The organism is Parachryseolinea silvisoli (assembly GCF_021190955.1).
Classification (GTDB): domain Bacteria; phylum Bacteroidota; class Bacteroidia; order Cytophagales; family Cyclobacteriaceae; genus Ohtaekwangia; species Ohtaekwangia silvisoli.
In genome coordinates, this window is record NZ_JAIOAO010000001.1 from 1207383 (window position 1) to 1221950 (window position 14568).

Annotated in this window: 8 protein-coding genes; 2 read left to right on the top strand and 6 right to left on the bottom strand. The window is 47.9% G+C overall.

The window, feature by feature from the left end:
* Window positions 1-13: 13 nt before the first annotated feature.
* The 5 genes from K7P01_RS04990 to K7P01_RS05010 form a co-directional block, all read right to left on the bottom strand.
* On the bottom strand, window positions 14-616 hold the full coding sequence (locus K7P01_RS04990; protein ID WP_267290483.1) for a Crp/Fnr family transcriptional regulator: 603 nt from the start codon (window positions 614-616) through the stop codon (window positions 14-16).
* A 106-nt stretch (window positions 617-722) separates the two neighbouring features.
* Entirely contained in the window at window positions 723-1754 is a 1032-nt protein-coding gene (locus K7P01_RS04995) for a GntR family transcriptional regulator (protein ID WP_267290512.1), read from the bottom strand.
* Window positions 1755-1991: 237 nt separating this feature from the next.
* Window positions 1992-3929 (bottom strand): sigma 54-interacting transcriptional regulator, encoded by a 1938-nt coding sequence (locus K7P01_RS05000; protein WP_267290514.1) that lies wholly within the window; start codon window positions 3927-3929, stop codon window positions 1992-1994.
* Window positions 3930-3959: 30 nt separating this feature from the next.
* Window positions 3960-6266, bottom strand: coding sequence for a sensor histidine kinase (locus K7P01_RS05005; RefSeq protein ID WP_267290516.1), 2307 nt, complete (start codon window positions 6264-6266; stop codon window positions 3960-3962).
* 342 nt (window positions 6267-6608) lie between these two features.
* Window positions 6609-9047, bottom strand: coding sequence for a tetratricopeptide repeat protein (locus K7P01_RS05010; RefSeq protein WP_267290518.1), 2439 nt, complete (start codon window positions 9045-9047; stop codon window positions 6609-6611).
* A 680-nt stretch (window positions 9048-9727) separates the two neighbouring features.
* Here K7P01_RS05010 and K7P01_RS05015 point away from each other — a divergent pair.
* A complete protein-coding gene (locus K7P01_RS05015; protein WP_267290520.1) occupies window positions 9728-10894 on the top strand; it encodes a hypothetical protein in 1167 nt (388 codons plus the stop codon).
* Window positions 10895-10913: 19 nt separating this feature from the next.
* Here the strand turns inward: K7P01_RS05015 and K7P01_RS05020 are convergent, their stop codons facing one another.
* Window positions 10914-13400: a glycosyl hydrolase family 95 catalytic domain-containing protein gene (locus K7P01_RS05020; RefSeq protein WP_267290522.1), complete on the bottom strand. Its 2487-nt coding sequence runs from the start codon at window positions 13398-13400 to the stop codon at window positions 10914-10916.
* A 122-nt stretch (window positions 13401-13522) separates the two neighbouring features.
* Between K7P01_RS05020 and K7P01_RS05025 the strand changes: the two genes are divergently transcribed.
* On the top strand, window positions 13523-14392 hold the full coding sequence (locus K7P01_RS05025; RefSeq protein ID WP_267290524.1) for a helix-turn-helix domain-containing protein: 870 nt from the start codon (window positions 13523-13525) through the stop codon (window positions 14390-14392).
* Window positions 14393-14568 lie beyond the last annotated feature (176 nt).

Consider the following 14568-nt stretch of genomic DNA (forward strand, 5'->3'; position numbering starts at 1 on the left):
AATGCCGATCAGGTTATACCTGGCGATTGGTGTTGTTCGCGGCTATTTGTTTGCGTATTCTGCTAAAGGTTTCGGGGCTAAGGCCAAGATAAGAGGCCAGCATGGCTTGTGAAAATCGCTTTAAAAAAAGGGGGTACACTTTCATGAGCTCCAACACCTTTTGCTCCGCTGTATAGCTGATCGACGCTTGAATTCTATTTTGCGAAGCAATAGAATGCCGCGCGTCTAAAATATGAGACATTTTAAGGAACAGAAGCGATTGCTCTTTTACCATCGCCAATTGTTCATTGGTAGCCACCAGCAGGTCACAATCCTCCAGTGCTTCGATATTGTATTTAGACGGAGTAAGCATCAGGAAGCTTTCACGATCGCTCATCCACCAGCCTTCCATGCCAAAGCGAACAATATGTTCATTCCCGTTTCCATCGATTGAGTATTGGCGCATGGCGCCCTTTACTATGAAAGCCATGTATTTACAAACAGTGCCCTCATGCAGCAGGAACTGTTTCTTTTTTATTGATTTTTCAGTAAAACCTTTTTCGATATACAAAAACTCTTCATCCGAAATAGTGCATGAAGTAGTTTCGTCTATAAATCTTCGTAAGATCGCATGCATACGGCCCTTCAAACGTTGGTGTAATTAAAATTTACCCTACCAGAAAAGATTGGACATGATGATGCCATTAAGGCATACAAAAATAACCAATTACCGGAAGAAATTTTTATACAGATGATCTTAATGTAAGATGAAACGGTATTGCAACATGCTCTCTTGAATTGTTGAGGATCATCTCTGCCGTTTTCTCGCCCATCATTTTGAAATCCGTTGAGATGGTCGTTATGCCATTGAGTATTATTTTCTTTAACGGTGTTTCATTATAGGAGATCACACCGACATCCCGACCCACGTCAAGTTTGCTGATCAGGATTTTTTCGATGAGCCTGACCAGATCTTCCTCCATTAAACTGATGAATGCTTCCCCAACATTGATGGGCTCATCCTGAATTCGATGAACGACTTTGGCTGTGAAGGCAAACTCATCGCAAAAACTAAAAAATCCCTTGAGAATCTCCTGCGGATAATAAGAGTCCTGCGGAAAAAGGATTTTAAGGGTATGATATTTACATAATTGCTCGAGCGCCTGTTCCAACGCAGACCGGATGTCCAGTTCAAAATTCTCGTAGACAGCGCCAAACTGTCCGGAGACCCCCGGAACCAACTTGTCCAATAAAATGAGCTTATCTTTATCGATCGAATTAATTATTTCGTGCGCATTATCGCCACCCTCCAGAAAGTGCGGTATGATGACATAGTGTGTATAACCTTCTCTTTTCGACTGAAGTAATTTTTTAAAGAAAGAAAAATCGTTATCGTAAATATACAGATCAATAGAAGCATGCTTCGCTAACGATGCTGCAATTGAATCATAGATGATTTTTTTATGTGCACTGAGTTTATTGAAAAGCAGAAATACTTTTAATTGGTGATTAACATCCGTGCTCTTAATGAAATATCCCTTCCCCGGAACAGAGCCGATAACACCACAATCTTTCAGGTATTTGTACCCCCGCTCGGCCGTATCCCTGGATATCTCAAATTCAAAACTTATTTCACTAAGCGAAGGCAGAATCTCGTCCTTTTTAATATTGCCCTGCTGGACAGCGTTGATGATGGAGTTTGCTAATTGCTGATACTTCGGCGTTGCCGAATGATCATCGAGAGAGATGTATTTATAGACGGGCGATTTTTGCATGTTCAGTAGCCTCATTCAGAAGTTCAATCCAGGCAAGGTTCTGCACCGTCGTTCCTTCACCGCCCGCCCTGATCGCAGCTGGTCCGACACAGCAATCAAATATGCGGCCTGATTGAAAAATGACTGACTCTCAACAATTTATGTAAATCTCGTAAAAAGAAAGCACCGATATTTCGGTGAACACCGAAAACTGACAACGAAATGACGTTGTAAAAAGAGGCGGGGGTTTCCAAATACCTACAGGGTATGCTCTTTTTTGATCCCGAGCTTTTTCATTTTGGATTGCAGCGTTGTGGGCGGAACGTTCAGTAGCTCAGCTGCGCCCCCTGCGCCCCAGATCTTACCCTCGCATTTTTTTAATACCTCCAGTATATGATCCCGCTCATTCTCCAGAATGGTCTTTACGCGAGGCGCATGGCCAGCAGGGTTTAATTCCTTTTGATCTGGCAATACGATGTCCCTGATCGTATCTCCTTTCGTGAGCAGTACGCTTCTCTCTATCAAGTGCTCCAACTCCCGAACATTGCCCGGCCATCGATAGACCAGGAGCTCCTGCAAAACTCTCGTGGAAATGCCCGTAATTTTTTTTCCCGTCTTCCGGGCGAAATAACTGACAAAATGATTTGCCAGGGCCGGTATATCTTCTTTGCGTTCGCGGAGCGGAGGAAGTTGTATTGGAAAAACATTGAGGCGGTAGTACAGATCCAGCCGGAAACGGCCTTCTGCAACTTCCTTTTCCAAATCTTTGTTGGTGGCAGCGATCACCCTGACATCAACTTTTATCGGAGCTGAACCGCCGATGCGTTCTATTTCCTTTTCTTGTAAAACTCTCAGCCATTTGACCTGCAGCTCAATGGGCATTTCGCCTATTTCGTCCAACAAGATCGTTCCGCCGGAAGCCTGCTCAAACTTGCCGATCCTCCTGTCAGTAGCACCGGTAAAGGCCCCCTTCTCATGACCAAACAATTCTGATTCAATCAGGGACGCTGGAAGGGCTGCGCAATTTACCTTGATAAAAGGTTTCATTTTTCTCGGAGAAAGCCTGTGAAGACAATCGGCGACCCGTTCCTTTCCCGTACCACTTTCACCCAATATCAGTACCGAAGTATCCAGCGGCGCCACCTGGGTAATACTGTCGAACACATTCAGCAGACGATGGCTTGTGCCGACAATACCCTCGAAACCTGAAATGCTGCTGGAATTCTCGTCCGGTGGCAATGGATCTTCCTTCAAAGTCTCCGCGCCTTCCGGTATCTTTTCGATCGCCAGCGCACCGTCTATCGTCTCGGCCAATGACCGTTGCAGCCTGTTGAATAAAGCAAGATGTTCGTCTGTGTATGTATCCGCACTTCGACTATAAAACGAAAGATAGAAAATCCCTCCGCCCGAAAGATGCAGTGGCAGCGAGAGGTAGGAGGCCATGCCAAAATACTCGGTTACTAACTTCTTCAATGGATCCCGGGAGCAAAGTTCCGTAAATGCTCCCCCCACGTAATAGGCCGCGATAGGATCCGTGTGATCCGACCGTTGCAAGACCTTGTACATCTGCGCGGTCAGGCCCGTCATCATCCGAAATTCAGCGACACCGATACGCTGATATTCATTGAATCCTATTCGCAGGAAGCCGCTGGTATAACGTGTGCGATCAGCTTCTTTGAACTCGCCGCGCATAAGATCAAAGGAAACATACGGCTGAATAGCCATGCCGATCTTCATGATCGTATGCTGCCAGTTGCCAGACCGGGTAGTCAATCCGGCGAGCTGTTTTTGTAATGCCGCTTCTCGCCGAAAACCTGATTCCAGGCTATGCTCATGCCGGTAGCGGGCAATTTCAAGCGCCACCAGCACATCCTTTTCACGAAAAGGTTTTACCAGAAAACCATAAGGCTGCGTAGCCTTCGCCTCTGCTAAAACATCCTGACTGGAATTAGCGGAGAGATACACAAAAGCAATGTTCTCCTCCCGTAATCTTTTTGCCAGATCAATACCGGTCAATTTTCCCTTGAGGTAGATATCCAGCAAGACCAGCGAAGGTTTGTCCTGCTCTATCAGCTCGGTCGCTTTCGGCACCGAACGGGCTATGCCCGTTACCTGGTATCCCGCTTTTTCAAGCATCAACCGTAAATCGTTCGCTTCTATGAACTGATCCTCTACTATAAGAACTTTATCACGCATGGCAATTTTCGAATATTACACCAGAAAAACTTACGGCTGATGCTGGAACTGATCGGAAGTGAATCGTATGGCTATTGCTGTACCGCCATCACTCTGTATTTCAAACCGTGCACCAATGTCGTCGCTCAGACCTTGCATCAGGCTCATTCCCAGGGAGCTCTTGTTCTCACTATCGAAATCGGGCGGCAGGCCTATACCGTTATCAGCAATGGTGAGCGAAAAATGCTCGTTTGCCTCCTGCTTCATGGAGATCGTGATCACACCGTTCCTGTTTTCCGGGAAGGCATACTTGATCGCATTGGTGATCGCCTCATTCAGGATCAACCCAAGCGGAACAGCTTGCGCTATTGTCAACTCAACAGGCTCTACCTTCATTTCAAAACGAATACGATGCCTGGTATTGAAACTATCTCTCAAATATTCCACAAGCTCGTGGATATAAAATGCCATATCGATCGCCGCGACATTTTCCGATTGATACAGTTTTTGATGAATGAGCGACATGGCCTGCACCCGGTGCTGGGAATCGCGAATAGCGCTTAAGGCTTCTGCATTGTTCAGGTATGCCGATTGTGAATTCAGCAAGCTCATGATGGTTGCCAGGTTGTTCTTTACACGGTGATGAACTTCTTTCAGCAGCCATTCCTTTTCATCCACCAGGTTGCGAAGAGAATAATTTTTATGATTGATCTCACGCTGCTGCGCCTGCAATTGCTTATTACTGCGCTGCTTCACCCGATAGCTATGATACAACAACCCCACGATGACTAACAGCAGGGCGATGCCGCCAAAGGTCAGGTTTTTAGCCAGGATTGCCCGCTGTATTTCGTTCTGATGAAGCCTGGCTTGATTGCGCAACAACTGAATATCCTTTTCTTTCTGCCCGGTTTCATACTGTATCTGCAATTCCTGTATTTGCTTGCTCTTTTTTTCTGTAAAAATGGAATCGTTGATGGCTTTGTGCGCCTGGTAATGTTTAATGGCATCTACATAGTTTCCCGAGGCTGAGTCAATTTTGAAAAGCATATTATGAATATCCCCCAGCATGCAAAGACTGATAACGCCTTCGGGCATCGCCATTAATTTGTCTAAATGATTTGCCGCGTTGGAATATTGCCGCCAGGCGATGTATAACTTACTAATATTGTAATACTCTTTACGCAATTCATCAATCTGTCCTGTTGAAATCTCCAGCATGATGGCTTCCCGGTAATATTTTTCTGCCATGCTATAGTGCGACATCGCCCGGTAGCAATCGCCCATGGAACCGGTCTGCAGCTGTCTGGCAAAATCGGTATCGGGCGGATATTCTTTTGTTGTGTGCGTTAAAAACGAAAATGCCTCCCGCTGTCTATTTTGCTTTATCAGCCCCTGCACAATCCGCCTCGCTAAGGAGTAGAGCGCATTTCGGTCGTCCACTGTCACCACCCCCGGCTTATAGAACTGGCCTTCCGGCGCGCTGTTCCTTTTCATAACCTCCAGGCTTTTGTGAAACCATTGAATGCTTTTTTCAACCTCTCCAATCTCTCCATAAAAACCACCCAACGTATTATAAAAACTATCTTCGAAACGATAATCCCCGATCCGTTCCATACTTTTAATAGCTTCCAGCTCATACAGGATTGCTATGTTGTAATTTCCCCTCAGTGCACTGATTTCCGCCAGCAGATCGTATGTGTACTGAAGCTCGTTCGGGCCATTACTATTTTGAAGGTTTAATACCTGTCTCGCCTCGTCTTCCGCGAGCGCCAGCTTACCCTGACGTACATGTCTGTAGGCGATCTGGGTGATGACTGAACCCTCTCTTATTTTGTTATGGGATTCCCGGTAGATACGAAGTGCATGCTCAAATCGGCCGATGATCGTTTGCAACGTACTGTCAATTAAAGGCGACCGCATGCCAAAATTGACCCAGGCCTGTGCTTCCCTGTCTTTGTCTCCCGCCTTTTTATAACGGTCGATCACCTGCCTGAAACATTCTTCCGCCCGTCGTGCATTGTCGCACCTGAAGTAGTAATACCCCATCTGCGTGAGGGTCTCCTGCCCAAGCTCGAAAGCATCGAGGGAATCACTTAGATTTTTAGCCTGCACCAAAAACACCAGCGCACTATCCACTTTGATCTTGTTTCGATAGTTCCACTCAGTATCAAAATAATACCGGCTGAGTGTAAGCAGTAACTTGATGCGACTGGTGTCGGGCTTGCTTTGCTGGATAAGCGCCAGGAGTGTTGCAGGTTTATCACCCCGTACAGGCTGCTGTGCACGGCAGAACACGAGTGTCGTTACTAAAAACACCCCAATCAGAAAATACCGTTTAGATTTGTGAAGACGCTTCATACGATGGGCTCGCCAGGGGCTGTACACAGATCCGCTTGTAACGGAAATATACCAATTATAAAACAACAAGAACACACGTTTGCAGACAAACCTGTGCCCCTACCCCGTGAACTTTCATAGATTTAAGTCCTTTTTTAAGGATCATTCCGATCGCCGGATAGTACAGGATACTGTATCGGCAGATTCTTATTACCGCAACACGATCACGTCGGAAAGGCGCGCTACGCTTTGACTCACTTACGCTGACTCTTTGGATAGCATTCCTTCGGGGATCTCGTTACTACTTTCCAGAACTCCTTTGTGATAATATTCGATGTTACTGGACTTTTCGTTGTCTATGTCTTATGACGGCCCCATGGCCAATTTTCGCCGGCAACGCTTTATATTGGTGAGGACAATCTTGGTTCGTTCGTCCGTTTTTTTGAATTTCGCTTCACAGCGCACCAGCGCCGCCTCGTATTGCATCATAGCAAGTTTATATTGCCGGTTATTTTCGTAAGCCTTGCCAAGGGCGGTATAGGCTAAAGAAATATCTTCCACGCGAGATTTATAATGATTTGCCAAAATCCCTAATGCCATTTGTCTTTTTTCTATGACTCTTTTCAATTTACCCTCTTTACCATAGGCTACCGCCAGCTTATCTAATGCAACCAGAAAAGCTGCGTGGCCTTCCCTTTTCTGAACGAAGTAAATGACACACATTGTTTCTAATTGTGGAATCGCCTTCTTAAATTCTTTCCGTGCGTAGTAAGATTCTCCGAGAGCCTCAATGCTACTATAAAGCTGAGAAAAGGCCTCGTCTCTATGTTTTGCGTAGATCGAAACCGCGTTATGAAAGTTTTCTATTGCACCTTTGTGATCGCCGATTTCTCTTTTGAAGAGACCCAGGCTGTAATAGTCACCGGCAACATCGAGATGCTTTTTGCCAAAGAATTTGATGTTCATAGCCAGGCTCTTTTCTGTACTGGCTATAGCCTTTTGATAATTACCCAAGTTGGCCCACACCGATCCTATATTGCTATGGCGTGTAGCTATGTTCGGATGCGCGGCGCCGAAGTTATACTCATCGATAGCTAAGCATTTTCTATAGTATGAAAGTGCTTCACGGTTTTTACCCATTTCAGTTAATGTACAGGCAAAATTGTTATAAGCCTGAGCAAGCTCCGGATGTTTGTCGCTGTAAATCTTGCTATCGATTTCCAGACTTTTCTTGAAACAATCATGAGCCTTTTCGATTTGCTGCATTCCATGGTAGCATTGCCCCAAGTAGCTGTATGCCATTGCAGTTTTCTTGTGGTTGTAGTCAAAGTGCTCGCGAACGATGTCGAGGGCCAATTGGGCATATGTCAGACCCTTTTGGGATTCGTTCAGAAGATTGAAAGCATTGGACAAGTACATATAGTAAAGTCCTATTTCCGAATGACGTTCTCCCAGTGTTTGAGATCCGATACGAATAGCTTTTGTGAGATGTATCCTCGCTTTTTTATATTCTCCCAGGGAAATAAGCGGCAACGCTACGCTATAAAGATCATTGGCATGTGTAGCGTGTCGCTCGCCAAATTGACGGCGATTGATCCGGGATGCTTTCTGATGATACTGCAGGGCCATGCGGGGATTTCCAAGGTAGTAATGAATACAGCCAAGGCCGTTGAGATAATCAGGGTTGTTGGGTTGAAGTTTTACAGCCTGTTCATAATAAGGCAAAGATTCCTTGTGCCGGGCCTGAAGCTCCTTGAACTTACCTAGTTCAAAGGAAGTATGTGCTGCCTTTTTCCTGTTGATTTCAATAGCATTCAATTCTGCTTTCAGCGTGTCCCGTAGTTTTTCCTCGGCTAAAGGGAAGTGACCTGTCTTAATCTCCTCAGCTACTTCGGCCCGGGCAGGCTGCATTTCGATGGATGATAGGAATCCAAAGTATTGCTCTCTGACTTCCTCTTCCACAAAGGCCCGACCCTCCTTTTTTAGGCCCTGCAAGAGCATTGAAAGCCCAGGCGGATATTTTTCACGAATAGCAATGAGTGCATCGAGAAAAGCATCCAGGTCAACATCATAATTGGTAACACCCTGTATTTTTTCAACGCCAAGCTCGGAGAAGTCATTATCGCCCATGGTAATAATGAAGTTGGGCGGCTTTAACCCCCGATAAGCTTTTTGACGGAGTTTCAGCAGGTCATTGACAAATGGATCACTGAGGCTGAAGCCCAGAAAGATAATGGTTGTGTCGGAAAGGAATTTAAAAAGCTCCAGGCTGGCGCCATGACGACCATGATATAGCTTTTTATATTGATCGGAGAAGAGGATACATTTCCCAGGTTGTTCGATGCAGCCATGAACCTTGAATAGAAAATGATCGAGTCCGGAAAGCTGGGCAATATGAAAATCGTCCTCATAAACGACTTTTTTCATTTTTGCAGGTCCAACCGTCTCGAACGCCTTGTCATAGTTAGTGGTAATGACCTGGTCGGTGATCTGCCAGATTTTTTCATGGCGTCTCAAAGCGGTCCTTTCTAAGGAGACATGAATATAACGCTCCATTACTTCCACGATACGTGCATGATGCCCGTTCTTTTTAAGGGCGTCCAACATGCCGATGGCGCTGCCATTGGTTCCATCCATGAGCGCATCGATACTATTTCCATAGTCCCGTCGGAGGTCATCGACGACCAGCTTCACAAGGTCCATCCAGGCCGGCAGCCCAAGAGACTTGGAAAAACCTGCACCGACAAAAAAAACAAGATTAGATCGTTTAATGGCATCTTGTATAGCGGAGTGAATGAGCATAAGTAACTTCAAGATATGGGAACCGATCAATAAGTTAAGCGGTATACAATTATATTTGGTGCCATAGCAGATTTGGTAGCGATTATTGGGTCAAAATCGTGGGCTAAGCCAATTTTTCAAAGTATTCTATGCCTGCGAGCAAAGAGTGGATATAAACGGCAATTCGATCTTCGATAATGGAAGAGAGATACTATACTAATAGAGTGTTACATCTTATTCTTGGCAGGAAAGCAGTTTTTTTGGGCAAAAATGCTTAAATTCGAACAACTGCTTTCTTGCGCAATTGCAGCCTATGCTGCGCGTTGCGCAGCACACAAGCGCGCGGGGCTTCGCGCCGATCCATCCTTCCGCCCCATTTACCCCCTGATTTTTCAGGTGCACTATTTTACACCCTGCTTATTATCAGACATTACCCGGAGAAAATCTATCTCAACTTTAACGCATCTTTCATTATATTCAAGAGATAACCCAGTGAAATTCCACTCATGACTCACTCTATACCCAGACCTATAGAGGTCTGGGTCATCTTTTGCTTGTGAATACATTGTGCGTAAATTGTGTCTTCTTATTATTGGCAGTATATAGGAAGTAGCTACCTTGTTCGTAGAAGTATGGCCCAAAGTCGTTGCGACCCTGACGACGTTAGCTAGTTATTTCGTTAACCAACATACCCTAACAATATGGCATTCTTAGAAGAACTGCAATTCACCGGTAGTCTCGGTGACCTCTCTTTTTACCGCATGCGCGGTACAGACAAGATCGTGGTGCGGCGTAAAGGCGGCGCCTCAAAAGAGACGATCAAAAAATCACCAAAATTTGCCCTCCCACGACTGTACATGAGCGAATTTGGCGGCTGCTCCACCATGGGCAAAGAAGTCCGTTTTATGATGCACCCGATGCGTGCGCTCGCCGACTATAATTTCAGTGGGTTCATCAACAAATCGCTCAAACTTATTCAAAAACAAGACTCCACCAGCAAATTAGGCCAACGTGCGATCGAGCTTTCGAAACACCCCAAGTTACTGGAAGGTTTTCAACTTAACAAATATACTACATTCGATTCGATGCTCCGCAGCACGTTGAGCTGGTCGATCGATACAGAAAAAGGCTCGGCGAAGGTGGAGATACCGGCGTTGGTGCGCGACATTAATTTTTTTCCTAATAACCGGCATTCGAAGTTTAGCATCACGATCTCCCTGGGCGTTGTACCGGATTTCAAGTTCAATCAAGGAACGGGTAAATATCAGGCGCCAAAGTGGTACGATACCATGTATGGATGTAGCTATACTTCTTCGGAGTGGTATTCGGCACTGAAGGGATCGCCGGCCACTACGTTGGAGCTGTCCCTTGACCAGCTACCGCCCGAGGCGGGGTATAGCCTGATGTTGGGGATTGGGATTTGTTTTGGGGATTCGCTGGATGATGGAGAGGTAAAGCAGATCAAGCGTGCCGGGGCGGCGAAGATTTTGGCGATTGTGGCGGGCACGGAGAAACAGCGTGAGAGCGAGCGTGACGTTAATCTTGAGGATGAAGAAGTTTCGAATAATTACAACCGTCACGATCCTATCGAGACTGCCATGGTAGCGCCACCGATCGTTACCCCTGCCCTGCCAAGCGATGTCGGACCACGAGCTTCCTTGCGTGGAAAGAAATCGGTTGAGGATGCAAAGACTTTTGTGTATCACTATACGGTGAGTAATGCGCAACATGGAGTCTCGGTCAGGGAGGCATCATACTCTTATGCGATAAACACTGGTTTAGACTATACCTGGTCCCACAGCAATCGGGAGACTGCAACCATACAGTACCCCGGTCTTCCCGACAAGTCGGGACTACGCTGGCGTTAAAACCTGAACCGGTTACTTGCTAATGCTCGGTGAAAACGATCAACTCACCGGCATGTGTCTTGACGGTAAGCTCTGCTTTCGTGATGGCAATTTTCTTGCCGTCTTTATGGAAAAAGCCTTTCGGACCCCACGGCGATAGCATACGCAGGTCGTTTCCTTTCTCGCTGAGCACACGGACGTATTCAACGTGGCCGTTGTGCTGGGCGGCGGTGACGAGGAAGGCGCCGGCGGCACGGAGTGTTTGGAAGGTGGCGTCCGAGGTTTTGGGCCAGTTGGGAAACAGGCGTAGGGTGCCATTGTAGCTTTGGAGCAGACATTCGTTGACGACGGCGGGGAGTGCGAAGTTTTCAAACCATATGCCCATGTCGGCCATGTAGGCAAAGTCGGTTTGGTCGCCGTAGCGGCCGTGCGCTTGCATAACCATGTCAGTGGCGGTGCCGTTAGGTAGTAAAGAATACCGTACGTGGCGCTTAAATGCTTCGAGGTCCAGCATGCCAATGCGTGCGGCCTGCAGGTTGACAAAGACCAGGTCGTTACCGCCTTCGTTTTGCTGGTTGTTGTACGTGTTTGCCAGGAGCGCCAGCGTTTTGGCCTCGGAGTGCAGGCCGTGGTCTTCGCCGGGAAATACACTGAACAGCGGATTGGGAACATTGTAGACAACCTGATCGTGTTCTCCGGGTACGGCTACCAGCACGTTGCCGTATTGTTTAGACAGCGTCGTGGGATAGTCGGGAAAATGCGTCAGGATTTCGTTTACCTCGGTCAGCAATGTTCGTTCGGCTTTCGCAGTGCCTAGCACAACTGTTGCTTGCTGGAATGCCCGGAATATAAACTTGATCAAGGCCAGGTCTGCGGTGCAGTCATAGTTATACTGGAAGCCCGGCCGAAGGCCATAGAGCTCAGGCGGTACACTCGGGAATACATGGTAGTTTCCATCCTGCCATCGCGGGCCACCGTGGGCGTCCGCCCGCTTCATATAGGCGGCCAGAAATTGTACCGCGGCTTTGATCGGCTCGTAGGCGCGTGTACGCAGGAAGTCGATATCGCCGGAATAGCGGTAGTGCCACCAAAGTCCTTGTACGGCCCAGGGCGTTTCGCAGATCTCCCATCCCCAGTCCGGCAAAGGATACGGGTTCAGGGTCATGTCGACGGGGAAGGCGGAGTGCGGAAAGTATGCCCCCGGCAGCCCATAGTAGTCGCGGGCCCATTGTTTGCTGACGGGCAGTAGTCTTTCAACCAGGTCTACATACGCCAGGTTCTTTTCGAGGTGATTGCTCGAGAACGTTACCCAGAATGGCTGCTGTGTGTTATAGTTCAGATGGTAGTCGCCGTGCCAGGCAGTACCGATGTGGTTGTAGCTCCAGTTGGCAAACAACCCCGGACAAGTGGCGCCGGGTTTTGTTGCACAGTTCAGGAAGTATAGATTGCGATACCACAGCTCTTCCAGCAAGGTATCGTTTAACGCTACGGCGGACTTTGACCAGTAGTCTTTCCACGTCGCTTCATTGCGGGCCAGTATGGCGGCCAGGTCACCGGCACTCGCAGGCGGAGAGGATGGTACGGTGCTGCTGACCGTGTGTTGTAGTCCTTCTTCCAGGGAGATCGAGGCCGTGAAAGCGGCGGTGGATGTAAGGGATGCTTCCAAAGGCGCCATGATTTCGCGGTTGCCACTCCAATTCATGCGGGTACTTTTACGCAACTGACCGGCTATCCTTGCGGTTAACCGGAACGCTCTGTCTTTCGAATGCGCTGCGCCCGCCTGGCCGTTCACGGGCTCCCGGTGCGGCAGCACTTGCCGGAATGATAATACCCCTGCGGCCATGTCTTCGTGTATAGTATACGGCGGAATATCCGTCGGTGTAGAAGGATCGGGCATGACGTGTATACGGTCGAAGACGTTTGGACGGGGATTGCCATGGATGTCCGTCAGCTGCATCCGGAGGTTGTCCGCATGCATATCAACCCCTAGTGTAAGGTGGAGCTCCTGTTGCGCTTTTGTTAGTAGTCGCACAGTACACAGGCCATTGGAGATATCGAGTGTATGGCCAAGTACCTGGATGTTGCGCCTGTCGAATCCGAGTAGTACAGAACCACATGGGAATGGTCGCGGGTAGGGTTTGTTGTAGTTATCACCGGCCATGCGGACGTATTCGGCATACCAGGGATCGTCGGTGAGATGCTGCTTGCTTGCGGGAATGTTTTTGACTTTGTTAAATACATAGTCGAAGCTTTTGAGCTCATCTTTATGATGTTCGGCGATACGGATATCCCACACGTTGTTATGACCGAAATAGATCACGATGGCGTCGGGCCGTGTTGTTACAACAGCCCCCAGGGCGCCGTTGCCCAACAGTGCGCCTTCAAAAAACCGGGGAGCGGGTTTATTTATAATAAGGCCGTGGCGTTTGGCACGCGTATAGGCATTGATGGAATCGACGGACTGCGCGAACGTCCCTCCTACTGCCATCAGGAAAATCAACACCAGCAGGCTCCCTGTATTTTTCATCCCCGCAAAGGTAATCGCGCCTGCGCGCGGCTGTTTCTACAAAGGCTGTTAAAACTTGCACATATCCGACACGCCGCTCCTTTTATTCATTTTTAATCGTACCTTCAGAAACATCTATCGCTATGAATGCTAGATTTTTACGATCGACCTTTGTTCTTCTGAACACCGACGAGGTTAGTTTGAACAAAAGCTGGAATTATCAGCATGTCACCAGCTCTTTTTACCGGCTGTATTACATTGAAGGCGGCCAGGGGATGTTGTTTAATGCCGACGGTCAGGTCGTGCTCGAAAAGGGTTATCTGTACCTGGTCCCGTCGTTCACTACCTGCAACTATACCTGCGATCGTTTCTTAAAACAGTATTATGTGACATTTACGGAAGAAACGCCGGACGGCTCCTCCCTGTTTGCAGCCAATCGCAAAATCTTTAAAATCCCGGCGGGCGAGCCTGAGGTTGCTGCCGTCAGGCGGATATTATGCCTGAATCCGGCACGGGGTCTGTTGTTGTCGTACAACCCGGCGGTATATGAGAAGGCGCCAATCCTTAAAAGTTACCGGGAGGCGAATAACACGCTACGGGTATGCGACTTTTTGGAGACGTGTGGGATCTTGATGCAGCTCGTATCGCGATTCATGGCTTCTCCGCATTTTCGGGAGAGCACACCTGCCGCTATTCACGCCAAGGTTGCCGACGCTGTTCATTTCATCCAAACACACTTGCATACCTCCATCACGGTAGCCCTGCTCGCCAGGCGTGCCCATCAGAGCGCTGATTATTTCTCACGGCTGTTTTATGAGCATACCGGCGAACGACCGTTGCGGTATATTCAAAACCGAAGGGTGGAACGAGCGCAACTGCTGTTGACTACGACTGATCTGCCGTTTCAGGACATTGCGTTGCAATGTGGTTTCGAGAGTCTGCCTTATTTCGCGAGGATCTTTAAACAGCATACGGGGGTTACGGCTGGGGGGTATAAAAAGGCTGTGGTGTAGGAAATCGAAGGTGACGGCGAGGGCGTTATATGTGTATGGTTGCGCAGGTTACGACGTTACCGCTGGGCAGTCGGAGACTGCCCCCCGTACTGGACACAAGTCTCTGCCCCGAGACGGGGCTAAGACTTGCGCCGGTCGTCGCGATGGGCGATCACGAAGAATTGCAACATAATATC